Origin of the sequence: Collimonas sp. PA-H2 (genome assembly GCF_002564105.1) — a bacterium.
Taxonomy (GTDB): domain Bacteria; phylum Pseudomonadota; class Gammaproteobacteria; order Burkholderiales; family Burkholderiaceae_D; genus Collimonas.
The window spans coordinates 388,562-412,614 of record NZ_PDBX01000001.1; the positions used below are offsets into that span (position 1 = coordinate 388,562).

20 protein-coding genes are annotated in these 24,053 nt (G+C 57.5%); 2 read left to right on the forward strand and 18 right to left on the reverse strand.

The features are described 5' to 3' along the window. Positions 1-4: 4 nt before the first annotated feature. From BCF11_RS01755 to BCF11_RS01830, 17 genes are all read right to left on the reverse strand, one after another. Entirely contained in the window at positions 5-916 is a 912-nt protein-coding gene (locus tag BCF11_RS01755; RefSeq protein ID WP_098493225.1) for a type II secretion system F family protein, read from the reverse strand. A gap of 11 nt (positions 917-927) precedes the next feature. Further along, the gene (locus BCF11_RS01760; RefSeq protein ID WP_098493226.1) at positions 928-1,920 is read right to left on the reverse strand and encodes a type II secretion system F family protein; all 993 of its coding nucleotides are present in this window, start codon (positions 1,918-1,920) and stop codon (positions 928-930) included. Positions 1,921-1,934: 14 nt separating this feature from the next. Continuing rightward, positions 1,935-3,281, reverse strand: coding sequence for a CpaF family protein (locus tag BCF11_RS01765; protein WP_098493227.1), 1,347 nt, complete (start codon positions 3,279-3,281; stop codon positions 1,935-1,937). 62 nt (positions 3,282-3,343) lie between these two features. Then, positions 3,344-4,495 (reverse strand): AAA family ATPase, encoded by a 1,152-nt coding sequence (locus tag BCF11_RS01770; protein ID WP_098493228.1) that lies wholly within the window; start codon positions 4,493-4,495, stop codon positions 3,344-3,346. A 17-nt stretch (positions 4,496-4,512) separates the two neighbouring features. Continuing rightward, complete coding sequence (locus tag BCF11_RS01775; RefSeq protein ID WP_098493229.1) at positions 4,513-4,941, reverse strand: TadE/TadG family type IV pilus assembly protein; 429 nt, start codon at positions 4,939-4,941, stop codon at positions 4,513-4,515. Continuing rightward, a complete protein-coding gene (locus tag BCF11_RS01780) occupies positions 4,938-5,378 on the reverse strand; it encodes a TadE/TadG family type IV pilus assembly protein (protein WP_098493230.1) in 441 nt (146 codons plus the stop codon). The genes BCF11_RS01775 and BCF11_RS01780 overlap by 4 nt, the downstream gene beginning before the upstream one ends. 10 nt (positions 5,379-5,388) lie before the next feature. Continuing rightward, entirely contained in the window at positions 5,389-6,621 is a 1,233-nt protein-coding gene (locus BCF11_RS01785) for a Tad domain-containing protein (protein WP_233212335.1), read from the reverse strand. Positions 6,622-6,731: 110 nt separating this feature from the next. Beyond that, positions 6,732-6,908, reverse strand: a complete 177-nt coding sequence (locus BCF11_RS01790; protein WP_098493231.1) for a Flp family type IVb pilin — start codon at positions 6,906-6,908, stop codon at positions 6,732-6,734. 66 nt (positions 6,909-6,974) lie between these two features. After that, positions 6,975-7,184: a Flp family type IVb pilin gene (locus BCF11_RS01795; protein WP_098493232.1), complete on the reverse strand. Its 210-nt coding sequence runs from the start codon at positions 7,182-7,184 to the stop codon at positions 6,975-6,977. 162 nt (positions 7,185-7,346) lie between these two features. Then, a complete protein-coding gene (locus BCF11_RS01800; RefSeq protein WP_098493233.1) occupies positions 7,347-7,619 on the reverse strand; it encodes a hypothetical protein in 273 nt (90 codons plus the stop codon). Between the two features lie 11 nt (positions 7,620-7,630). Continuing rightward, positions 7,631-9,277: a type II and III secretion system protein family protein gene (locus BCF11_RS01805; protein ID WP_098493234.1), complete on the reverse strand. Its 1,647-nt coding sequence runs from the start codon at positions 9,275-9,277 to the stop codon at positions 7,631-7,633. 26 nt (positions 9,278-9,303) lie between these two features. Beyond that, on the reverse strand, positions 9,304-10,149 hold the full coding sequence (cpaB, locus tag BCF11_RS01810; protein WP_098493235.1) for a Flp pilus assembly protein CpaB: 846 nt from the start codon (positions 10,147-10,149) through the stop codon (positions 9,304-9,306). A 30-nt stretch (positions 10,150-10,179) separates the two neighbouring features. Continuing rightward, positions 10,180-10,764, reverse strand: a complete 585-nt coding sequence (locus BCF11_RS01815; protein ID WP_098493236.1) for a prepilin peptidase — start codon at positions 10,762-10,764, stop codon at positions 10,180-10,182. Positions 10,765-10,835: 71 nt separating this feature from the next. Beyond that, positions 10,836-10,982 (reverse strand): Flp family type IVb pilin, encoded by a 147-nt coding sequence (locus tag BCF11_RS28125; protein WP_199110713.1) that lies wholly within the window; start codon positions 10,980-10,982, stop codon positions 10,836-10,838. A 296-nt stretch (positions 10,983-11,278) separates the two neighbouring features. Then, positions 11,279-11,530: a hypothetical protein gene (locus BCF11_RS01820; protein ID WP_143751230.1), complete on the reverse strand. Its 252-nt coding sequence runs from the start codon at positions 11,528-11,530 to the stop codon at positions 11,279-11,281. A 334-nt stretch (positions 11,531-11,864) separates the two neighbouring features. Then, entirely contained in the window at positions 11,865-13,505 is a 1,641-nt protein-coding gene (locus BCF11_RS01825; protein WP_158229126.1) for a ShlB/FhaC/HecB family hemolysin secretion/activation protein, read from the reverse strand. An 82-nt stretch (positions 13,506-13,587) separates the two neighbouring features. Beyond that, positions 13,588-19,755, reverse strand: a complete 6,168-nt coding sequence (locus BCF11_RS01830) for a GLUG motif-containing protein (RefSeq protein WP_158229127.1) — start codon at positions 19,753-19,755, stop codon at positions 13,588-13,590. A 260-nt stretch (positions 19,756-20,015) separates the two neighbouring features. Here BCF11_RS01830 and BCF11_RS01835 point away from each other — a divergent pair, with 260 nt between their 5' ends. Then, positions 20,016-20,702: a response regulator transcription factor gene (locus tag BCF11_RS01835; protein WP_098497273.1), complete on the forward strand. Its 687-nt coding sequence runs from the start codon at positions 20,016-20,018 to the stop codon at positions 20,700-20,702. Between the two features lie 63 nt (positions 20,703-20,765). Then, entirely contained in the window at positions 20,766-22,691 is a 1,926-nt protein-coding gene (locus tag BCF11_RS01840) for a 7TM diverse intracellular signaling domain-containing protein (RefSeq protein WP_098493240.1), read from the forward strand. A 486-nt stretch (positions 22,692-23,177) separates the two neighbouring features. Here the strand turns inward: BCF11_RS01840 and BCF11_RS01845 are convergent, their stop codons facing one another. Next, complete coding sequence (locus tag BCF11_RS01845) at positions 23,178-24,041, reverse strand: class I SAM-dependent methyltransferase (protein WP_098493241.1); 864 nt, start codon at positions 24,039-24,041, stop codon at positions 23,178-23,180. Positions 24,042-24,053 lie beyond the last annotated feature (12 nt).

Genomic DNA, 24,053 nt, shown 5'->3' on the forward strand with positions numbered 1-24,053 from the left:
CAGTTCAATGGATTCCACTCAGCATTGGCATGATGGTTCGGATAATCTGGATCACAGCCGGCCCCATGATGACCATGATAATTGACGGGAATATGAACACCACCAAGGGAAACAGCATTTTTGTCGGAACCTTGGCGGCCATTGCCTCGGCGCGTATTTGCCTTTTGTGCCGCAGATCATCGGAAAATACCCGCAACGATTCGCCGATGCTTGTTCCGAATTTGTCTGCTTGCGTCAGCATGGAGGCGAATATGCCTATTTCCTCAACCCCCGTGCGCAGCGCGAGATTGCGCAGGGATTTCTCCCGCGTGCCGCCCGCCCTCATCTCCAGGTTGGTCAAGTGCAGTTCTTCTGCCAAGGCGACGCTCTTGATCTTGATTTCATCAGCCACCTTGGTAAGGCCGGCATCCAGTCCTAAACCCGCTTCGACGCAAACCAGCATCAGATCGGAGGCGTCGGGAAAGCTTTCGAAAATTTCGCGCCTGCGCATTTTTATCTTCCAGTGCAGCAGCGCATTCGGCAGATAACAGCCGATCATGGCTGCCAGCATCAGGTACAGCAAAAACGCCATGCCATCAGATTGCGTGGTTGTTCTGAGCGCCAGGAATGCCAGCGCCGCAAAGACCAGCGGCAACAAGGTCTTGATGCCAAAATAGATCAGGCGGGCGTCGCCATGCCGGATGCCGGCATTGAAAAACTTGATCCGTAGCGGCGATGCTTCCCAATTGCCGGTTGGCGAAGACAGATTGGCAAAGGGACCGACCAGATTGACCATGGTTTCTGTCCAGCGTGGTTTTTCGGCCGGATTAGACATTGCCTGCAGCCGCTGCTCTGTCTTGGTTGGCGCCAGCCAGAGAAACAATCCCGCCAGCCCCAACGTTACAGTGAAGAAAACGAGCACGGAAAGTATTAACATTTCATTCTCCCTTAGACCCGGATCTTGATTATTTTTCTGAGGACAAAAATGCCGACGACCATCAAGATAAGCATGTATTTAATGATCGCAATGCCGATAGGATCGTGCCACAAGGGCGCCATGAAATCCGGATTCAGGAGACTCATGGCAGCGCCCAATGCGAATGGCATGAGCCCCAGGATCCAGGCCGACAGCCGTCCCTCGGACGACAATACCTTGACCCTGGAAAGCAGCTTCAGGCGCTCACGGATCAAGCGGCTCAGATTGCTGAGCACGTCGGTCAGGTTTCCGCCTGAATCGCGCTGAATCAGTACCGCGACCACGAAATAACGCAGATCGGTGATCGGCACCCGTTCACTCAGGTTGGTCAGAGCCTGTTGCAGCGATACGCCGAAATTGACTTCATCGTGGACGATGCGGAATTCGCCGGCAATCGGCTCCGCCATTTCTTCTCCGGCCATTTGCAGGCCGGACGAAAAGGCATGGCCGGAACGCAACGCCCTGGTGATCAGGTCAAGCACATCAGGCAGCTGCTGTTCAATCTTGGTCAGACGGCGGCTGCGCTTATGACGCACATACAGCAGAGGCAGAGCCGCAAACGCGACGCCAACCGCCCCCCCCAGCAGGATGGATTGATGAACCAGGAAAGTCATCGCCAGGCACCCCGCTACACCCAATGCCAGGCATGACAGCAGCAGCTTGGATACGGTCCAGTCGAGCCCCGCCTGGAGAATGAATCTGTCCAGTCTGCGCGCCCTGGGAAGGTTCAGCAATATCCGCTCGAATACCGGAATTTCACTCAGCATCCGCTGTTTCAACAGTTGCGATTGCTTGGTTTTATCAAGAGAAGCGGAGAGCGCCTGCAAGCGCTTGGCAATCTTCCTGGCTTGCGGTCCTCTGTATGATTTCCACATCATGAAGAGGCCTTCCAGCAGCAGGACCACCGCGACGAAAACAAGCACCGACAAGATCAGGAAGACGTTGCCGCCAATTGATTGCAGCATGATTGCCGCTCCTTTCATTGATAGCGTTTGGTGGGATCGAACATCGCGTCCGGCAATACCACGCCAAACGAGCGCAGGCGCTCTGCAAACTTCGGCCTCACGCCAGTCGCATGAAAATAGCCTTGGACCTCGCCTTCGATGCCAATGCCGGTTTGCTTGAAGGCGAATATCTCTTGCATGGTGATGACATCGCCCTCCATGCCGGTCAATTCCTGGATGCTGGTGATTTTCCGCTTGCCGTCGATCAGCCTGATGGATTGAATCATTACCGTGATGGCGGAAGCAATCTGCTGTCGCGCGGCCTTGTGCGGCAGATTCAGATTTGCCATGCCGACCATGTTTTCCAGCCTGGAAAGCGCATCTCGCGGCGTATTGGCATGGATGGTAGTGAGCGACCCTTCGTGGCCGGTGTTCATGGCTTGCAGCATGTCGGCCGCTTCGGCGCCGCGCACTTCGCCGATCACGATCCGGTCGGGCCGCATGCGCAGCGCGTTGCGCACCAGTGCGCGCTGGGTAATCTCGCCCTTGCCCTCGATATTCATCGGCCGCGTTTCCATGCGCACCACGTGCGGCTGCTGCATCTGCAGCTCCGCCGCGTCTTCGATAGTGACGATCCGCTCCGATACCGGAATGTATCCGGACAGGATGTTCAGCAAGGTTGTCTTGCCGGAGCCGGTACCGCCGGAGATGATCATGTTGATCTTGGCCTTGCTCAAGCCTTCCAGCATGAAAGCCATTTCCGCAGTCAAACTCTTGTATTCCTCGACCAGATTGTTCATCTTGAGCGGAATATGCGCAAACCGGCGAATCGACATCATGGGGCCATCTAGCGCCACCGGTGGAATCACCGCGTTGACGCGGGAGCCGTCAGGCAGCCTGGCGTCCACCATGGGGCTGGATTCATCTATCCGCCGGCCGACCAAAGATACGATCTTGTCGATGATGCGCAGCAGGTGCTTCTCATCGGTAAAGGTGACGTTGGTAAGTTCCAGCTTGCCCCTGCGTTCCACATAGATCTGTTCGTAGGAGTTGACCAGGATGTCGGATACGGTCGGATCGGCCATCAGCAATTCAAGCGGGCCGAAGCCGAGCATTTCATGCTGGATGTCGCGGATCAGCGTACGTCGTTCGGCGTCGTTGATCAAGGCTTGCTCCTCCTGCAGCAGGCGCTCGATCATCGTGGTGATTTCCTGCCGCAGCATCTCGGGCGCCAGGGTTTCCAGCGCCGTCAAATCGAACTTGTCCAGCAGCTTGAGATGCATCCTGCCTTTCAGCATCTTGTACGAATCGCTTGCGACCTGCCCCTGGGCTTGCTCAGCCGGCTCTACCCTGACGGCGTTCAGTTTTTCTCGAAAAGACATTTTATATGCTCCGGTTATGCTCGCTGGCTCACGCTGGAGTGGTTGGAAATATATGGCTCGGTTTACGCCCGCCTGAACAAGCGGCCCAGCAAACCGCGGCTTTCTTCTTCCCTGGGACTGAGCGACAGCGCGAACGCCGCCAGGTTCTTGGTCACGGCGTTGGAACGCGCCGTTTCAATCATCGGGTCGCCGTGATTGATCGAGGCATTCACCTCTTTGTACGAATTGGGAACCGTGTGCAGGGTGACCGCCCCCAAGGAGTTCCGGATACGATCAATTCCGATTTCACCGCCCTTCTCGAAGCGGTTGACAATCAACTCGACCTTGTTCGCCGGATAGCCCAAAGACCTGAATATCGCCAGCAACTTCTTGGCATTCCTGAGATAGGGCAAGCCGGCCTGCAATACCGGGAAAATGCGGTCGGCACGATCCAGCGCCCTGATCGTCAGCGTGTCCAGGGTCCGGCCTGCATCGAGCAATATAAAGTCGTACTGCGTTACCGCCAGGTTGAGGATGGCATCGACATGTTCCGGCTTCAACTCCATGGCTTGCGCGGGATCCTCCGGCGCCGCCAGTATGCTGTAGTTGGGCGCCACCCTGACGGTGCTTGCAGCCAGGAAGGAAGCATCCAGCCGGCTGATGTCGCGGGCAACGTCGGCTAGGGTAGATGCGGGATCGCCATCATGCACGAACGACAGCGCTTCGCCGAACTGCAGATTCAGGTCGATCAGCAGCACCGATTTGCTTTCCGCCAGCTGCCAGCCGAGATTGGTCGCCAGGAAAGTAGCGCCGCTGCCGCCTTTGCACGGCATGAACGCCAGTATCCTGCCGAGCGTCTTGGCACGACCACCGATGCGCTTGGCCGCGATGCGGCCGACAGCGGCTTCCAGCGCCGCAGCAGTTACCGGCGAGGGTAGTACTTCCCGTACGCCGGCGCGCATCGAGTTGATCAGGAATTCCGGCGTGTGGGTGGCGCACAGCAAAATCACGGCAATGCTCGGATGATGGGTAGTGACATATTCGACCTGGGCAAGTTCTGCCGGATCGCAGCACATGCCCTCGACCAGCATCAGGTCCGGCTGCTCCTGTTCCGCGACGATGCGCATCCGGCTTTTACCGCCTTCAACCAAGGTAGCCGAATGCGAGTAAGTACCCAGGATCCTGCCCATTTCCTGCAGGTTGTTGATATTGGGAGAAATCACCGCGATCTTCATTTTCTTTTCCCTAGGTGTTAGGAACAAATAGCAGCGCTGTTCGGATCCAGCCGCATGACTTCCCGCGGCAGATAGGTCGAAAAGACGGGCATCGGGATGGCGGCCAGTGCGGCGCTGCCGGCGATGGGTGAGATCCACTGATAGTTGAGGCTGGTAATCGTTACCGTTACCCCTTGGCAGGTCGCCGCGGTGCATGCAGCAGGGCTCCACGCCAGGTTGATGTCGGCGATCTGCGGCAGCAGCGCCTGCATCTTCGCCAGGACTTTCGCCTTCTGGCCAGTGTCGTCGCAGACCACCGCATAACGCGCCCCGGCCCGGGTGGCTTCAGCCGCCGCGCTCCAGGTAAACAGCATGCGGCTGAAGTCGCTTATTCCCAGCAGAAAAGTCAGGAAGACGATCATCACCAGCGCGAATTCCACCACGGTGGCTCCAGATTGCTTTTTCATATCGGGCTCCGCATGGTCGCACTGATATTGCTGTAGGAAATCTTGCCTGTCTTGTCTGCGAACGCAACGCCAAACACGCTGCCATACAAAGGGACGAATTTATAGCCGCTTACCGTCACCTGCACGGTGTTGATCAGCGGATTGGAGCCGGCGGTCTGCCAGGTCGGCGTCAGCACGTTAGCCACGGTAAGGCCAAGCGCCAAGGGAGTTCCGGTGCCGGCAATATTCCCGTACACCACCAGATTCTGTGCTTCGGTAGTATGGGTTCCCGGCGTCTGCACCGATAGATAACGCACTGCATCTCGCACCGACTTGGTGATCGTGTTGTACTGGTACATCGCCCGGCCGAATTCCGTGGTAATGAAAGTCAGCAGCAGCAGCAATGGCAGGATCAAGGCAAATTCAACGATCGCCGTGCCTTTCTGTCTGGTTTTCATGGCTGCTCTCCTATCGCACTAAAACCGGAACCAGCGGGCCGGCCGTACCGCCGGCCAATCCATTCGTCGTACATGGGCTGCTGGTGCTGCCGGCATTGCCTCGAAACTCCAGCTGCACTGTTACTGTCGGTCCGCTCAACGGCTGCAGCATGAACATGCATGCGTAATCGACGACCTTGTTCGACGTATCGACGATCGGCGCAGTCACCAGCCTTCTGCTGAAGCCGTACAAATTGTGCTGTCCGCCGACGCCCGGCGTAGCCAATGTCTTGAAGCCGTTTGTGCTCAAACCCGTAATGCTGTCTCCGCCGTTCAGACTGGTTCCCGTGTCGTCATAAGAGGCAAAGGCCGCGCGTTTGGCCATGAAACTTGCTGCACTCGGAGCCGAACCCGCTGCCGGCGTTCCCGACCAGGCGTTTTGCGGAGATGCGTTCTTCCAATTGGTCGAGGTATACGCATAACCTGAAAAATCGGGATGATCGATGCTGGGCCCGGGATCATTGTTCTTGTATATGCCGAAGCGGTAATTCCACGGCGTATCCACGGTAGTCTGGGCGCCTGGCGTGCCTAAGGTGTCGCCCAGCTTGGTGCCGCAATATCCTGGTTCGCCCAGTTCCTTTTTGGTCTCGCTGGCGCTCGTGCTGCCGTCCAGGTTATACCAGCCCATTTCGCCGTTAGACTGTGTCCCGTTGCCGATCATGTTGACCCACTCGCCGACCTGGAATCCGTAGTTCGGCGCGGTCCCGCCCGCCTTGGGCTTCAGTCCGACCGGAATCGGACAGGTGGTCTGGGCGCTGGCCCGGGTCGCTACTGCCATCGCCAGGACATTCTTGGTATTCGTGTAAGCAGCCGTGTTGCCGGAAAAGGCGCCCATGGATTGCAGCAGCCACATATTCACGCCTGATTGCGTGTGCTGGCACTGGGCATACCTGGCGTTCGCGGCAACGGCAGTAGCGACATAGGCGGCATCCTTGAACGTGATATCGGCGCCGACCAGCTTGCCTTGACTGCTCCATGTGGCAGACTGGAAATTGACGTTATTCAGATTGCCGGCGGTAAGGCCGGCATTGGTGGCGCGCGTCAGCGCTGTGCTCTCGCCGTCAAGCTCTTGCGCGGCCGCCAGCGCACAACTATCCATCGCCGTCTGCAGTTCTGTTTTCACGACGAAAAGATGGCCAAAGTCCAAGGCAATGGCCATGAAGCCCAGCAAAAACAGCAGGACGAGCGATACGGTGACTATCACGGCCCCGTCCTGGCGGTAACACTGGCGATGAATGGCAACTCGGTTCACGGTGACGCCTTTTTAAAATTGCGGCGAACAGATTTTTCGAGACTCCGGCTTTGACAAGAAAATCAAGTACAGGTCCCGCCTGTCAGGCAGGTGGCAACACGGGTAATGAAGTTAGAGAAGCTGTTGCCGGTAGTCAGAGCCTGGAGCGCCACGACCAGTGCAATGGATATGACCGCAATGATCAAGGCATACTCAACGACCTGGGCGCCGTCTTCCTCTCGCAAGAATTGATGAAGCATGACAATCTCCTTTTGAACTGGCTGAACGAGGCGGCTGTGCGGCCACCTCGCCGATGCCGACCAACATCAAGCGCATGTCGCTGTCGTCAGGCAGTTTGTTACACGGGTAATAAAAGATGCAAAGCCGCCGCCGCTGGCAGTAAGCGCCTTCAATGCCACGACCAGCGCGATCGACACGACAGCGATGATCAGCGCATACTCGACGACTTGAGCGCCGTCTTCGTCCTGTGCAAAGGAAGCGATGGACTGTTTGACCAATTTAAGATTAGCGTTCATTTCTTGACCTCTTCAGATTAATTGTGAATCGAAATTGACTACCCTGACACTGCCTGGTTACAACCTGCTTCTCCTGCAAAGCCACAAAATGGCCTTCCTTTTTCCACTGGCGGCTTATGCTGCCGCCTTCATCATTAAAACCGCTGGTGCATCATTCCGGCGTTACTGGGTGGCGCCGAGACTGCCGCCAATATTGATGACGTTGACCGCTGGCGGCGGCGCCTTGAAGCTTCCGTGATACAGATTGATGGCCTCCCTGGCCGCTTTGCCATCCATGCCTGCCACCTGGTCCGGATTCTTGCCGGCGTCAGGATTGATGGTCATCTTGAGTTTGGCTGCGCGTACGGCCTCGCCGAACTTGGTGTCGTAATTGGGGGTCACCGTTGAGCAGCCCGCCGTCAGGACGAGCAACAGTGCGATTGCGAGCTTGTTCATGGACTTTCCTTTTATTTGGTTTCAGGAGTGGCGGCGGCATCTTCAGAACCAGCTGCCGGCGCCATGGCTGAAGCTTGAGCTGGAGCTTGAGCTGGAGCTTGAGCTTGAGCTGGAGCTGGAGCTGGAGCTGGAGCTGGAGCTGGAGCTGGAGCTGGAGCTTGAACTGGAGCTTGAGCTTGAGCTTGAGCTTGGGCTGGAGCCCGAGCCGGAGCTGGGGCGGATCCTTCCAGGCTGCCGTTGAAATAAACCGCTGCACGACTAGGCACGACATGATTATCCGTTGGCAGTACAGGCGCTTCCGCCAGCGGTTTCACCAGATGCGGCGTAATCACGAACAACAGTTCCGTCTGATCGGTCTGGAACTCGGAACTCCTGAACAACGCCCCCAGCACCGGCACCTCGCCCAAGCCAGGGAAGCGCTTCATGGTTTCCGTGACATTGTTCTTGATCAGGCCGGCAATGGCGAAGCTTTGTCCGTCGTTGAGCTGGACGGTGGTATCTGCCCGCCGTACCGTCAGCGATGGCAGCACTGCCGTGACGCCACCGACAGTCGTGAACGGCGAACCGAGCTGCGACAGATCCGATACTTCCGAGATCATCTTCAGATTGATGCGAGTGCCGTCCAGCACCGTAGGAGTGAACTTCACGCCGATGCCGAATTCCTTTTCTTCCAGCGTGATGGTAGGTACGCCAGCGTTGTTGGTCTGGGATACAGGAATGAAGATCTTGCCACCCGACAGGAAGCTGGCCTGTTGGCCGCTGATCGCCATGATGTTCGGTTCAGCCAGCACCCGTACCAGGCCGTCATCCTTTTGGCCATCGAGATTTACCGCCGTCCGGCCGATCTTCAGCGCCTGCAGCAAGCCGCCTCCATTGCTGAGGAAACTGGATAGCAGGGAATAGACATTGCCTCCGCCATTGCTGGGGCGGGTCAGGTTGACGCTCGAACCGAGCTTGTCGAGCAGCGTCTTGCTGACCTCGGCGATCTTCACTTCCAGCATGACCTGCTGCGGCGTCATGATGCGCAGCATGTTGACCACCTTCTTGCCGTCGCCGTAAGCAGTGGCCAGGCTGATCGCCTCATCGAGCTTGACGCCATCGCTGACTTGGCCCGTCAGCACCAGTGCGTTTTCGGCGCCCCGTACCTTGATCCCGGTTTCTTCGGGCATCAATTCGTTCAGCTTGGCTTGCAAGGTACCCGGATCGACGGTAACGATGATGTCCTTGATGACGCAGCGTCCGTCCGAACTCTGCAAGACCACATTCATGGATCCGGCCGACCTTCCCAGAAAGAACAGTTCGGTAGGGCTGAGCAACGTGATGTCCACATCCGCCACGCCATCCGAAGCCGCTTGCGCCGGAGCCGGAGGTGCATTCGCCGGTCCCGGCGGCGCGGTCTTTTCATTCGATACAGCTGGCCGGCCAGCCCGGTTCGACGACTGGCCGCCGACCAGCATGCGTGCTGCAGGAACGTCCAGCCTGATGACACTCGACTTGCCAAGAGTGACGTAAGTGACAGGATCAACCGTCACGGAGCCGCAAGGTCTCAGGCTAGAAGAACCTGGAGCGTGGCCGGCAACAGGTGCAGTTGCCGCGAAAGCGCCACCTGTCGCGGTCAACGCGGCGACGAAAATCGCATTTCTGTAGTTGTTGTTCACTTGAACTGCTCCCTAGATTGTTTTAGTTAAAAACAGTTGAGCGTCCGGCTGCCGTTCTGAATGACTTCGACACATTGCGATTGCGAAGCTGACGCCACCATCGGTTTGCTGCGCATCACCCTGGGCCTGGCAGCAGCAACCTTGGCTGGCGCTGCTTCCGGTTCTACACGCTCTCCAAACAGCTGGTTCTTGGTAATGCCTGCGGTTGTTACCGTGTTCTTATCGACCTGGTTGCGCAGTACCAGCGATAACGTGCCGACACTGCGCGCCAGATCGAGTTTTTCCGAATCCTCCAGCGTCAACTCCAGCGTCACCGCACTGACTACCCGCGGCTTGGTATCGTCGCGGCCGGCTTCCTGCGCCACCGCCAGCACCAGTACATGCTCCAGCACGGTCTTGCTGATCTGCTTGCCTTCTTCGCCCTTGTTCTTGTCCTGCTGCGCATTCACCATGACATCTACATAGTTGCCGGGGAGCGCGAATCCAGCCACCCCGACCACGTCGTTGACTCTTACCGTCATGGCGCGCTTGCCCTCGGCAATCACGGCGGAAAGCCCCCCTTGCGTACCCACCGGCGCCAGCTTGCCGTCGAGAATTGCTTCGCCGCGCAGCACGCCGACTTTCACAACCCGGTCCTGCAAATCCTTGATTTCTTTAAAAGCGCCTGATGGCACCGATCCACTGGGCCAATCAACTGTCGACAGCATTTGCGCATTGATCTTGCTTCCCAGTTCGATATCGGATGCAGCTATCACGACTTTATTGGACGCGATGTTGCCTTGCTTCGATACCCACCCAGCCGCATATACAGCGGCTCCCAGACCGATCAGCGCTGCCAGCATGAGCAATCCGATTGCTTTGACGTTTTTCATTTTCGATCCCAGTCAGGTTTGTTTTGCAAGCTACAAATAACCTAGTTGCCGTGCCACCATATAGCCGGTGGCGCCTATGCCGATGCTGACGCCATACGGTAATTTCCCTACCGACTGGCTTGCTTCCATGTGGATGTCTGGCTTAATGCCTCCGATTGCCGACAGCACCATGATCTGCACGATATTCTTTACGTTGCCTAGCATCCGCCCCAGCGCCCTGTTAAACAGTGCAAATCCCAAGGCAGCGATGCCGCCGACAATAAAGGTGGATATGACCGCATAAAATATGGCGGGGAAACCCAGGAACGCTCCGACCATCGCCATCAGCTTTACGTCGCCCGCCCCCATGGCCCTGAGCGCATACAGCGGCAATGTCATGAGCAAACCAAGCAACAAACCTTCGAATGCCCATAGAAAGCCGGCGTGCGGTGAAATGGGAACCACCGTGTTGTAAATCAAGCCGAAAGCCGTGCCGCTTGCCGTTATCCAGTTCGGAATCCTGTAGACCCGAAAATCGCAGATTGAAGCAAGCACCAGCAATGCAATCAAGACACCCGTACGAGGATCCGTGACGAGCATGCCGAGAAGTTCGAGTAGTGACTGAAATGCTTGCATGATCTCTCTCAGTAGCGATTCAAATGAAACGTGAGCGGTAACCAGCTGCGGCTTGCGTCCAAGACTTCTGCTTATACATTCTTCGCCAGGGCGAGCAGCGCCAGCGCGCAGACCACGATGACAAGCGCTCCGATAAGTGCGCACTCCATAAGAGACGCACCATCCTCTTTCTTGAAGAAACGCTTGAGGGCATGCGATAGTTCGTCGATTAATCGCATACTCTTCTCCGTTTTGGTTGTTCATCGTTCGACTCATTTTTTTCAATCGGACTGCAATGCTCACATCCTTGAAACGAGTATAGGCAGGCAAAAAAGCAAGTACATGAACGATCGGTCCCTATTTGAATAGGACAGACCGGCTCCTTTAGTCCGGCATGGGCAGGACAAAACCACTAGGAGGGATCGGGAAAAACCAACTAGAAAGCCCCCTGCACGCGTCTCCGGCTCAGGAAAATGTGGACTGAAGAAAAATTGTGGCGACGATCATTTCCGAGAACCTGCAAAAAAACTGAGTCTCAGTTGCTGAAATTGACGCAACCAGAGGCCCGGTAGCGGGGTTTCGATACGCACGATGTCTGTTTGGCGTTGACGGCAAGCCAGATTTTCTGCAACCGGCCGGCAAGATATTCGACCTTGTCAAATACCGCCACGCCGATTGGCTGAAGCAGCCATGCTTTGTCGTAAATGGCCTTGGCCTGGCTGAGATTCTCTTGTCGAATCAGCGATACACTCTTTGGCTTACCAATCAATGCAAAACCATGAAGCAAAAAAAAGCCCGCATTTACGCGGGCTTTCAGGTATTTTTTACTTTTGAGTACTAGCGAACGCCAGCCATCAAATCACTCCCACTCCATCATCAATTAGGTCCGTCAACCCGCATGATTAAAGGACTTTATGATGATCGATATCAAACTTTACCGTCACTTTTACCGTCTGATTCTCATCCCTTTTTCCGGTGCGGGAGACGAAAATATCCGTGAGGGAGCGGTGTTTTCGCTCAAATGATCACATACAGGCGCAAATCGAAACTGCCTGCTCCTGGTTTTACCAGCTTTACTATCCGCAGAAGATGTAAGGCCCGGTCCTTTAGGTCCGCTAGCCCTAAAACGCCTTGCCAATCTCGGCCCAGGCGCGCACTGATTTATTGTCGCCAATCAGTTGCGGCGTAGAATCGAACGGTATCGCAATATAGAGCTTGGCATGCCACTGGTCCGGTCCGGACCAAGTCATGCCGAAGCCTGCTCCGCTCAACGTCGCGCCATTGTCGCCCGGCAGCCAGGGATTCTTGTTGACCCTCACGTGTTCGCTGTCGACGAAGGCCAGCACTTGCCAGCATCCGCTCGCGAACTGACCCAGGTCATGCCGCAGTTCAACCGAACCGAATACGCCGGTATCACCGGACAGCACGCCGATATCGTAGGCGCGAACCGTATAAGGACCGCCCGCGACCATCTTTTCCGCGGAATCCAGGTTGCCGTTTGACCATTGGCCGAATAGCGCCAGGTACAGAGAGTCGTTTTGATTCAGGTTTTGCAGGTGCGCGAAATTGCCGTTCCATTTCGTGAACCCGCCCTGGGTTTTAGCGGTTGCAGCATCGGCCAGTTGCGCCGCCCGATCGTCGAATCCGACTCTCCCCGCAGTCAACCCAATACTCCAGGTATCGATGCCGCCGGCCAGCATGCCGTTGCGCCAGTCTCCGTTCAGGCTTGCGCTCAAGTTATTCAGATGGCGGTCGGTCTTGATGCTGCTGGCGCCGATCCGATCATCTAATTGTTTGCGATCGTACTGGAGCTGGCCGTACAGGTTGGCGTCGCGTGTACGTATGAACGGGTGCTTGACCCAGCTGCTCGCTACTTGCGCGGTGCCACGCGCATCAAGCGCACCCAGGCTATCGCCGAGGATGTAATGCAGCGCCGAATAAGAGCCGCCCATGCGCGTGCCCAGGCCATTGAGCAGGGTTTCATAGGAAATGCTGCCGTAATTCATGTCTCTGCCGCTGCTCAGGGCGCCGATGCTGAGAACATCGCCATGCCGCAGCGGATTGAAGACATTCACGGCGACGCCGAAGCGGGCCTGGCCGGTATAGCGGTTGCCGAAATTGTCCGCTGTCACGTTGCCAACGACCTGTACCGTCGGGTCGGTTTGTACCTGCAGGTCGGAAGTACCGACCTCTTCGCCTGGCTTCAGGATTGCGCTGACAGCGACGCCCGGAATATCCGATGCCAGCAGCAACGTTCTGTCGAGCCCTGCCTGGGTGACTGCTCGTCCGGCCTGCAAAGGAGACAAGGTTTTCTGTAGCAAGGCGTCGCCCGCCCGGCTGCGATTATCGAGTGTAATCTTGCCGTAATTGGCTTCAATGACTTGCATGCGCACCAGGCCAGCCCGGATGGATTGCACCGGAATGACGGCGCGTGCCAGCGGGTAGCCGCGGAGATGATAGTAGTCAGTGATGCGAGTCGCATATTCGCCGAGTCGGGGAAGCGTGACGCTTTTTCCTTCGGCTTCAGCCACCAGTGCATGCAGGGTGGCGGTGTCGAACAAGGTGTTGCCAACGATCTGAATTTCCTGGACCGAGATCGGTGCGGAAGTCGGCAGGCTGGTGTGGCGATCCTGATCGATGATAAGTCCGGTTCCAGTCGCGGAGGGAGATGGCAGCTTGGGCTGTTGCACCTGTTGCAAGATGCTGCCGGCATTGGGCGGATCTGCAGCATAAGCTGCCGGCAGCGCGAAGACGGCAAGCATGGCGGTCCATAGCGGTTTCACGAGCTTTGTGGATCGCGTGGTGAGTATGCGCGTCTTGCCGTTGGATTTCACGGTAATTGCCTTATTCATTCATATTGACCATATCGCTCGGCAGCCTCACGCCGCCATCAATTATTTTTAACGACGAGTTCACGTCACCAGCATTCATTGCCGCTTTCTCCACGTTAACTTGCGTTTGACTCTGCGTATACAGCAATACCGTGTCTACCGCAGACGCGACAGTTTGGGTTGACTCTGAAGATGTTGGTGTTGGTGTTGGTGTTGGTGTTGGTGTTGGTGTTGGTGTTGGTGTTGGTGTTGGTGTTGGTGTTGGTGTTGGTGTTGGTGTTGGTGTTGGTGTTGGTGTTGGTGTTGGTGTTGGTGTTGGTGTTGGTGTTGGTGTTGGCGTTGGTGTTGGTGTTGGTGTTGGCGTTGGCGTTGGTGTTGGCGTCGGCGTCGGCGTGATGCTCACCGAACTGCCGGCAACACTCAGCGCATTGTAGTTGCTGATGAGGCCGCCGTTGTTGCTGGCACCCAGGCTCAAGCCAGTAATACTTGCAAGCGCGCTGTTGCTTTGCACGTTGGCGCGAGCAAGGTTGCTAGTATCGCCGGCTCCGGTGACTGAGAAGGTCTGATTATTGACCCCGGTTACGGTCAGCACGCTGCCTGCCACCACTGTGGTACCGTCGTAAGTGCGGGAGCCGCTTAGCGTGAGATTGGCCGGCGTGATGGTGCTGGCCGCGTTGGCGGCATAGGTCACCGCATAATTGTTGCCGCCGTTGCCATCGTTGACCGTCACGCCGGAAACGTTGATCGTACTGCTGCCCGCCCCCAGCACGTTCGGATTGGCGTAGGCATACACGCCACCGGCGACCGAATCCTGAGTCGTGTTGCCATTGCCGGAATTTGTGAATAAGGTTCCACCAACGATGTAGGAACCGCCGCTGGCCGTAGTCGTGCCGTCGTATTGCTTTGTAATGGCACTGGTGCCGGTCACTGTCAGCGGTGCTGGCGTGATGGTGCTGGCCGCGTTGGCGGCATAGGTCACCGCATAATTGTTACCGCCGTTGCCATCGTTGACCGTCACGCCGGAAACGTTGACCGTGCTGTTGCCCGCCCCTAGCACGTTTGGATTGACGTAGGCATAGGCGCCACCGGCGACCGAGTCCTGAGTCGTATTGCCATTGCCGGAATTTGTGAATAAGGTTCCGCCAACGATGTAGGAGCCGCCGCTGGCCGTGGTCGTGCCGTCGTATTGCTTGGTGATGGCGCTGGTGCTGGTCACTGTCAGCGCTGCCGGCTTGATGGTCAAACTGCCGCTGGCGTAGGTGATGAGGTAGCCTTGCTGACTGTAGGAAGTCAATCCGCCCGGTGTAATCGCATAGCTGCCGGCGTTGATTGCGCCTTGGGAGGCACCGCCATATGTCAACGCGCCCTGCAGGTTGGAGCCATTGGGCACGACGGAATACGACACGCCGTTGCTGCCGGAATACGCCGTGCCGTTATACGTCGTGGCTGTATTGTTTGCCGTCACAGTCAATGGTGTCAGAAACGCCTGCAACAGCGGAGTGGTGTAGCCGTTATACATGATCCAGGTGGCGCCGGAACCATTGCCGGCGCCGAGGAAATCCCAGCCAGGATTGACGCTGCCGTTACCGCCATGGTCGGCAAGGGCATTCGTGCCGGTGGTGCTGGTGAAATTGGCTGAATTCTCCATCGCCGCCATGCTCATGCCCCATACGGCGCCTGGCACATCGGCCGTGCCGCCAACGCCGGTCAGCGTATTATTGGCGTCGGTATTGTAGAAGCTATTGTTTATTGAACTGTGGCCGTAGCCGCCGGAGCCGCCGTTGATGCTGAAGTTGGCGGTGCCGGGATTGCCATTGATGCCACTATTTTTCCCCACCAATCCAGCGACGTTACCGTTTCCCGTCACCGTGCCGGTGGCGTAGCTGTTGCTGATTGTACTGTTGCTGTTGCCGCCAGGGCCGGCGATGCAGCAGGTACCGTCGCCGCCGCTGCCACCGTGGCTGTCGTTGGCCCCCACCAGTCCACCGACGTAGTTGTTGCCCGTCACGGCGCCGGTGGCGTAGCTGTTGCTGATTGAACTGCTGCCGTTGCCGCCAACGTAGCCGAAAGTGTCGCCGCCGCCGCCGCTGCTTGCGTTGCCCCCCACTAGCCCACCGGCATTGTCACCGGTTGCGCTGACTTTGCCGGTAGCATAGCTGTTGCTAATTGAGCTGGAGGCATTGGCGCCGTTAAGGGCGTAACCATTACCGTGAATGACGTTGCCGCCGTCGGCTTGGTTGGCCCCCACCAGTCCACCGACGTTGCTGGCGCCGCTGACGCCGCCGGTGGCGTAGCTGGCGACTATCGCGCCGCGATTTATTCCGGCCAGCCCGCCGACGTTGTTGACGCCGCTAATGCTGCCGGTGGCGCCACTGTTGTTGCCGATTGTGCCGACATTGCTACCGACCAAGCCGCCGGCATTGTTGCCGCTTGCGGTTACGCTGCCGCTGGCGCGGCTGTTGTTGATCGCGCCGTAGTTCGCCCCCGCCAGCCCGCCAACGTTGTAGCTGCCGTTGACGCTGGCGGTAGCATGGCTGTTGTTGTTGATCGTGCCGCGATTCGCTCCGACCAGACCGCCGACATTGTTGCCGCTGCCGCTTGCGCTGCCTGTGACAAAGCTGTTGCTGATCGTGCCGTAGTTTACGCCCGCCAGCGCGCCGACGGAACTCTGGCCGCTCACGCTCGCAGCGGTTACAGCCAGGTTGGAGACCGAGGCGGTCGAAGCAAGGATGCCAAACATGCCGACGTTATTCAGGCTGGATGAAATGGAAAGATTGGTGATAGCATGGCCGGCGCCATCGAGCGTGCCGGCGAAATACAACACATTGAATCCCGGCGACGATGCCAGGTTGATGTCGGCGCTCAATCTGAAGCTGGGGCCGGCGACGCTTTCTGAAAAGCCCAACATGTCTTGCAGGCCCTGCACGCTGCTGACGTTGTAATAACCGCCTGTGCCTGCCGGCAAGTTCGCCGCATAATTCGCGATATTGAGGGATTCGCCGTGCGTGACCCAATCGGTGAATTGCGCGCCGTACAGGCCGCCCATCGTCATCGGCGCGCCGTTGCCTAAAATTTTGCCGTTGAGGCTGACTGCCTCGGCATTGTAAAAACTGTTGATGAGCGGTGTGTTTGCGTACAAACCGATCAGCCCACCAACATAGCTGCTGCCGTTGACGCTGCCGGCTGCGTAGCTGTTGCTGACCGTGCCAAGGGTGTTGCTGGCCCCCAGCAGGCCGCCGACATAGTTGCCGCCGGAGACGTTGCCGGTAGCGTAGCTGTCGCTGATCGTGCCAATGTAGCTGTGCCCCACCAGCCCGCCGACATAGTCGCCGGCGCCGGTCACGCTGCCGGTAGCGTGGCTGCCGCTGATCGCGGCGTTGCTGTCCCCAACCAGCCCGCCGACGTTGCCGCCGGTGCCGGTCACGTTGCCGGCGGCATAGCTGTTGCTGATCACGTTGCTGTTTTCCCCCACCAGCCCGCCAACGAAGTTGCCGCCGCTGACGTCGCCGGTGGCATAGCTACCGCTGATCGCGCCTACGTTCAACCCTACCAATCCGCCGACAGTGGAGCGTCCACTGACACTGCCAGTGGCGTAGCTATTGCTGATCGCGCCTGAGTTTAACCCTACCAACCCGCCGCCGGGTTGGGAGAGACTGGTGTTGGTCACGCTGCCAGTGGCGTAGCTGCCGCTGATCGTGCCTGAATTTACCCCGACCAGCCCGCCGCCAGTCCCGGCCGCGCCGGAGACGTTGCCGGTGGCGTGGCTGTTGCTGATCGAGCCGCCATAGCTGCCGCCCGCCAACCCGCCGGCTTTTGTAAAGCCGGTGATTTTGCCGGTGGCGTAGCTGTTGCTGACTGTGCCGCCATTGTTGGTTCCCACCAGCCCGCCAACAAGGGCGTTACCGCTGATAGCGCCGGTGGCATAACTGCTGTCGACAGTGCCGGTGTTGTATCCCACCAGCCCGCCGCTACCGTTGTAACCGCCGCTTGCGACGCTGCCGCCGCCCTTGACATTGCCTATGGCATAACTGTCTCTGATTGTGGATAGTTTGTTAAAACCTACCAACCCGCCAACCCTCAATTGCGATCCGGCACTGACGGTACCGGTGGCATAGCTGCCGCTGATTGTGCCGAGGAAGCTGAATCCCACCAGTCCGCCAATGTTAAAGCCAAGGGAGGTGGTGCCGTTTACGTTGCCGGTGACATAGCTGTTGCTGATCGTGCCATTGGTATTATTCCCTACCAGTCCGCCGACGTTGCTATTGCCCGTCACGCTGCCGCCGACCATGCCGACATTGCGGATCGTGCCGGAGTTGCCGCCAAATAAGCCCACGTTGCTGTTCGTCGTATTGATCGTGAAGCCGCCAACCGTATGCCCCAGGCCATCGAAGACGCCGGTGAATTGGCCGATCGGGCTGAATCCCGCGCCGCCATTCCAGCCACTTGTGGCGCTGGCATCGACGTTGCTGCCCATTGCGTAATACCCGCCCAAGTTGTTTTGCATGCCTTGCAGGGTGGTACTGGTGGTGTCCCCGGCCACGCCGACACCGGAACCGGGCGTGACATCGGCAATGACGGTATAGCTATTGCCATTGATGCTGAGCAGACCCGTGCCGGCGGCAGGCGTCACTCCAGCATCTGAATAGAAATTCACCGAACCGGCAAAGCCGCCCGCGTTGGGGTTAAGCACGACGTTGAGCGTGCCGCCAGCCACAGCGGCTGAGGTTGCGAGGCCGCTGCCGGCAGTCGTGACTGTCAGCGGCGCACTGTAAGTCGAATTCATTTGCGCAGCGAGGTTGACGCTATTGCCCGCGTTCATAACCAGCGCGCCAGTGTTGCCCGGTGCGCCGCTGACGCCCCAGGTAATCGGGGCGTTGACGTTGATATTGTTGTAGGCGTTGAGCGTCAGTGTGCTGGCGCTGCTCCAGTTGACGGTGTCGTTGAGGTTGATGTCACCATGGCTGCCGGGATTGGCAGTCGTCACGCAGGTAGCGCCAACGCAGGTCGTGGACGGACCGGTAGTGTCAATGGTCACGTTGTTGTTGGCCAGGTCGCTGTTCAACTGTTGACCAGTAATATTACCGCCGCTGGCGGCAACGGTGAAGTCGCTCGGATCTAGCAGCCAGGAGCCAACCAGACCATGCGGCGCGGATGTCGTGACTTTTGCGCCATTGGCCACGTTGACGGTCGCCGCCGACGTTTCGATCGCGCCGCCATTGCCGCCGTTGGGCGCGCTGGCGTCCAGCGTGCCGCCGACGTTGACCGTCCCCGCCGCCATGCCACCCAGCAGGGTGATGTTGCCTTCGCTCTGGTTGACTGTGCGCGCTTCGATAACGCCCGTGTTGTTGACCACGCTAGCCACCAGCGAGTTAGCCGCGCCCGCGGTCATCATCACCCTGCCGCCGTCGGACTGAATCAAGCCGCCGTTTTCGGCGAGGTTGTTCAAGTCGCTTTGGGTTACCTGGAGATGCAGCAGATTGTTGCCGCTAAAAGTCAGCGTGACCGCATTGCCTGCTCCTAGCGCGACCGTGCCGAGTTGCGCGGTGATGATGCCTTGGTTGCTGACGTGTTGGCCGAGCAAGGCGATATAGCCTCCGCTGTTTGCCGTGAGCGTGCCATGGTTGACGATGCTGCCACCGTTCCCCACCGCATTGCCGCTGAAGGATCGGGTATTGCCGCTGGCGTCGTTCAAATTAAGCGTCGATGCTACCAACCCGCCGACGTTAACTTGTGCGCCCTGCCCGAACAAGATGCCGTTCGGATTGATCAGATACACCTGGCCATTGGCATTCAGGTGACCGAAGATTTGTGTGCCGTTAGCGTCGAAAATGCGGTTGACCACAATGCTGCTTGACGACGGTTGTACGAAATTCACAGTCTCTTGCGCGGCGATGTTAAAGTTTTGCCAATTCAGCGAAAGATTCTGCGTCGCCTGTGTGATGGTGGTGGTGTTGCCGCGTTGCGCAATGCTGCCGCTACCCGATACCACTTGTCCGCCACTTGGCCCCGCTTGCGCTGGCGGAACGGCGAATGTGACGATGATGAGTGACAAGGCAGCTGCCATCAGTTTACGGGGGCGACTCTTACCGTTGCCGCCTTTACCACGGCCACGGGCGTTTTCCGCCACCGCCACCCAACTGTTGCTGATCTGGCTCCAGACGAGGCGAAAGATATGATTCATGGAGCCGTGACGTTTCATGTGGAGCTTCCCCGTTGTAACTTAGTAATAGAGCGGCAGATGCCTGGCGCGACGATACGGAAGTTTTTTCACGCGACAATTCATTGCTTTTCAGTTTTTTTATATAGGTGATAAATTTGCAAAATTTCCCCCTGATATATTAGGAGACTTGACGAGCTTCGTATGTCACTAGAACTAGCTACAAAGTAATGGCAAATATGTGGCAATATCTGTGCAGTGATCTGATAGAAGGCTGATTGTTCATGCAACAAACACCAAACAGTTCTCCCATTGGCGTTGTGTTGGTGGAAGACGATGTCAATTTTCAGAATGCTTTGATAGAGGCCATCGGAGGCGCGCCCGACATCACGCTGTTGAGCGTGGTAGGCACGCGGGCGCAGGGGTTACTGGTGTTGGATCAAATACAGGCCGATGTGCTGCTGGTCGACCTCGGTTTGCCGGATGGCTCCGGCATCGACGTGATCCGGGCGGCGCATGCGAAACAGCCCGCATGCAACATCATGGTCAGCACGACGTTCGGCGATGAAATGCATGTGATGCAGTCGCTCGAAGCGGGCGCGTCAGGTTATCTGCTGAAAGACAGCGCGCCCAAAAATATGCTCGATGAAATCCGTAGCCTGCACGGCGGCGGCAGCCCGATCAGCCCGCTGATAGCGCGGCAGATTCTGATGCGCTTCCGGCACGACGACCAAGCCATTGCAAAGCCTGAGCCCACATCCGGCAAACAGCGCATAGCATTGTCGGCGCGTGAGCAAGAGGTGCTGGAATACATCACCAAAGGCTTTACTTCTGACGAGATCGCCTTATTGATCTCCATCTCGCGCCACACCGTACTGACCTATGTGAGGCGTATTTACACAAAACTCGAAGTGAAATCAAAAACCGAGGCCATTTATGAAGCACGCAATCAAGGTCTGCTGGCGCAATAATTGAGCGCTTTCGCAGATCGGGTTTCTGCCCGACGAAAATAACCCTTTAGGTTCCGGCTTAGGATGAACAAGAACGACAAATACCGGTACCTGATATTTTTTCTTTTGTGCGGATTGCTCCTGCTGTCAACCGAGGTTTTTGCGGCGGACAAGGTACTGGACGTCAACCAGCTTATTCATTCGCCGCTTTCGTTGACTGAATACTTCGATGTTCTTGAAGACCCTGGCCAGACTCTGACGCTGGCCGACGTCCAAAAACCAGACATAGCCAGCCATTTCAAAAGCGAACAAGCTTCTGCGATGGCTTTGAATTATGGTCTCACCCGTTCGGCCTATTGGCTGCGCTTGAGCTTGCGCAACGCGAGCGATCATCCCGTTGAGCGAATGCTGGAAATTACCTACCCGCTCCTTTCAAGCGTTCAACTTCACCAATCGCGTACGGATGGGACATATCGTTCCCTGGCTACTGGCAGTGTCATGCCTTTTGCCATGCGTCCCTATCCAAACCGCGCTTTTATCTTTCCCCTGACTCTGCCGGCACACTCCAGTCAAGTGGTCTATCTGCGCATACAATCCGCCACCACCGTTATCATTCCTGCCCGGTTGTGGGAACCTCTAGCTTTTCATGTTTACGAGCGCAACGACTATATCGTTCAGGGCTGGTATTTCGGCATGGCCGCGGCGATGATCTTATTCAATTTTTTGCTCTTCATCGCACTGCGAGACGGCGTTTATTTCTTGTATGTCAGCTTCGCCACCTGCATGGCGCTTGGTGTGGCCATACAGAAGGGGCTGGCCAAAGAATTCCTCTGGCCGGACGCGGCGATATGGGCGGACCTGTCAAACAGTTTCGGCTATTTGCCTGCACTCGCAGCCATGCTTTTTTTCATGCGAGGCATGCTGGATACAGCGAAGAATTTTCCAAAACTTGATCGGCTGTTGAAAGCGTTGGTGGGCGGCTGCATACTTATTCCGATCGGGTTGGCCGTGTCGGTTCAGACCTTCACTATGCCGGCCATTGTGTTTATCATTGCCGGCTTGATACTGACGTTTGGCAGCGCAGTATTCTGCGCTCTCAAACGCCAGCGTAGCGCCTACTTCTTTGTGGCTTCCTATATCGTGTTGTTTTTGGCTGCCATGATGAGCAGCCTGCTATATTTTGGACTGGTGCCCGCCAACATGCTCATGACGTTCGGAATGCAATTTGGTTCTGCCGTGGAAATGCTGCTGCTGGCCTTTGCTCTGGCTGACCGCTTTATCATAATACGTCACAAAGCAATTAATGATGTGAAGCAGGTCAACGCCAGCCTAGAACAGCGCTTGCAGGAACGCGAGGCCGAATTGACGGAAGCACACCATCGCCTGCGCCGTATCGAGCAACGCCAACTGCTTAGCCAGGAACGGCAGCGCATGATGCAGGATATGCACGACGGCCTGGGTTCGTCACTCGTTAGCGCACTGCGGGTTGTAGAACATGGACGCATGAGTGAAGCTGAAGTCGCTCAGGTACTCAGGGGCTGTATAGACGACCTCAAGCTGGCGATCGACTCGATGGAGCCGGTGGAAGCCGATCTGCTGCTGTTGCTCGCGACGCTGCGTTTTCGTCTTGGGCCGCGCCTGGAGAGCACCGGCATCGCTCTGCGCTGGGAGGTCAACAACGTTCCCCCGCTCGATTGGCTCGATCCGAAGAACGCGTTGCATATTTTGCGCATTCTGCAAGAAGCGTTCACCAATATCATCAAGCACACTCGCGCTACGGAAATCCGCGTTGCGACTGGGGTGCAAAACGATCAAGTGGCCGTGACAATCACCGACAACGGTCAAGGATTTCCAGTGGCAAGTACACTAAGGGGCGATGGCGTGAGCGGCAAGGGACTGTCCAATCAGATTCGCCGGGCAGAAGCTGTCGGCGCCGAAATCAGTTGGGAATCGAACGACGTTGGAACTTGCTTGACATTGCGACTGCCAATAAAACGCAAGCAAGTATAGGATTGAATCGAAGGTTTATTGTTGTTCTGGGCAATTGCAACAGGAGCTGTCGTTTCCTGGAACGGATACGGTTGACCCGTCTCTTCATTGACTGACAGGACCACCGACACGTCCGCCGGGCTATCGATAGCTATCGTGACGTAAATTATTGCAAATCAACAATTTACATCACTTTTTCGATAGTACTCGATAGCTCCCGAACAACCTCAAATCACTCCCACTCGATTATAAATAGCTACTCAAAACTCAATAAACTCAACTAGTTACATTGAGATCGCCAAGCAATACCATACAAAATACCATTTTGAGAAACAGCATCTCCAAGTAGGTGTACCAACGTTTTTCGACGTGTCGTGCAAACGCTGTACCTCGCCATCAAAGTCTCTAGCTCGCCAATCGCGGCTCCCAGCCAGAAGGGACATAACTCTGACCGCCCAAAGACGCCCCGCCCCACCGAGCAGGGGGCGTCTCCCCTCTTAATCCCTGTCAGCTTGCCGGATTGCGTGCCATGACGATCCACGCCGCGCCGTTGATCATCACCGACCGCTCGCCGGGGAGGCCCGCGAAGGCAGCACGAGTCGCGGCCGAGGCGCGGGCGCGGATGTCGTCGGGCTGATCAGCGAGCGCACGCGACAGCGGGCCGACCTCGAGAGCCATCCTCACCGCGTCGTCGATCGCAGCGTCCCGCGTCCCGCCCTCGCCGAACGGGACGGATGCATCGAAGGGCGCGATAGCGATATCGGTGAAGCCGGCCGCCGTCAGGATGCGTGCCACGCGACCCCGGTCGCCTAACGAAAATGGGCCTTGCGCTTCGGGATCGGGCAGCGCGCTCGGCGGGACGATGCCCTTGAGCGCGCCCATCGGCAGGCGCACCCAATCGTTTTCGGCCGCGCCGCGCCAGCAGACGAAAGCGACCCGCCCGCCCGGCCGCAGCGCGCGTCGCATATGGGCGAACGCCCCTGTCGGATCGTCGAAGAACATCACCCCAAAACGCGAGAACAGGATGTCGAACGCGCCCTCGGGCACCTCGGCGCTGCTGGCGTCAGCCACCTGGAACAGGACCGGCGTATTCTGTGGCGCAAGCGCACGCGCTCGGCCGATCAGCGGTTCGGATATGTCCACGCCCAGCACTTGCCCGCACGCACCGACGCGGGCGGCCAGTGCCAGACTCGACGCGCCCGCGCCGCAGCCGATGTCCAGCACACGCTCGCCCATTTCGGGCGCGGCGGCTTCGATCGCGGCCTGGCCGAACACCGCCACCATGGCGTCGAGCCGGGCCTGGTTAGCGACCCAACGCTCCCCGCTTTGACCGTTCCAATCGGCGATCTGATAAGTATCTTTCTGTGCCATGTCATATCCTTG

What these genes read in the sequence shown, in the direction of transcription:
- BCF11_RS01755 (WP_098493225.1), bottom strand. Translation starts at nt 916, where the DNA reads ATGTTAATACTTTCCGTGCTCGTTTTCTTCACTGTAACGTTGGGGCTG.
- BCF11_RS01760 (WP_098493226.1), bottom strand. Translation starts at nt 1,920, where the DNA reads ATGCTGCAATCAATTGGCGGCAACGTCTTCCTGATCTTGTCGGTGCTT.
- BCF11_RS01765 (WP_098493227.1), bottom strand. Translation starts at nt 3,281, where the DNA reads ATGTCTTTTCGAGAAAAACTGAACGCCGTCAGGGTAGAGCCGGCTGAG.
- BCF11_RS01770 (WP_098493228.1), bottom strand. Translation starts at nt 4,495, where the DNA reads ATGAAGATCGCGGTGATTTCTCCCAATATCAACAACCTGCAGGAAATG.
- BCF11_RS01775 (WP_098493229.1), bottom strand. Translation starts at nt 4,941, where the DNA reads ATGAAAAAGCAATCTGGAGCCACCGTGGTGGAATTCGCGCTGGTGATG.
- BCF11_RS01780 (WP_098493230.1), bottom strand. Translation starts at nt 5,378, where the DNA reads ATGAAAACCAGACAGAAAGGCACGGCGATCGTTGAATTTGCCTTGATC.
- BCF11_RS01790 (WP_098493231.1), bottom strand. Translation starts at nt 6,908, where the DNA reads ATGCTTCATCAATTCTTGCGAGAGGAAGACGGCGCCCAGGTCGTTGAG.
- BCF11_RS01795 (WP_098493232.1), bottom strand. Translation starts at nt 7,184, where the DNA reads ATGAACGCTAATCTTAAATTGGTCAAACAGTCCATCGCTTCCTTTGCA.
- BCF11_RS01800 (WP_098493233.1), bottom strand. Translation starts at nt 7,619, where the DNA reads ATGAACAAGCTCGCAATCGCACTGTTGCTCGTCCTGACGGCGGGCTGC.
- cpaB (WP_098493235.1), bottom strand. Translation starts at nt 10,149, where the DNA reads ATGAAAAACGTCAAAGCAATCGGATTGCTCATGCTGGCAGCGCTGATC.
- BCF11_RS01815 (WP_098493236.1), bottom strand. Translation starts at nt 10,764, where the DNA reads ATGCAAGCATTTCAGTCACTACTCGAACTTCTCGGCATGCTCGTCACG.
- BCF11_RS28125 (WP_199110713.1), bottom strand. Translation starts at nt 10,982, where the DNA reads ATGCGATTAATCGACGAACTATCGCATGCCCTCAAGCGTTTCTTCAAG.
- BCF11_RS01825 (WP_158229126.1), bottom strand. Translation starts at nt 13,505, where the DNA reads ATGCTTGCCGTCTTCGCGCTGCCGGCAGCTTATGCTGCAGATCCGCCC.
- BCF11_RS01830 (WP_158229127.1), bottom strand. Translation starts at nt 19,755, where the DNA reads ATGAATCATATCTTTCGCCTCGTCTGGAGCCAGATCAGCAACAGTTGG.
- BCF11_RS01835 (WP_098497273.1), top strand. Translation starts at nt 20,016, where the DNA reads ATGCAACAAACACCAAACAGTTCTCCCATTGGCGTTGTGTTGGTGGAA.
- BCF11_RS01840 (WP_098493240.1), top strand. Translation starts at nt 20,766, where the DNA reads ATGAACAAGAACGACAAATACCGGTACCTGATATTTTTTCTTTTGTGC.
- BCF11_RS01845 (WP_098493241.1), bottom strand. Translation starts at nt 24,041, where the DNA reads ATGGCACAGAAAGATACTTATCAGATCGCCGATTGGAACGGTCAAAGC.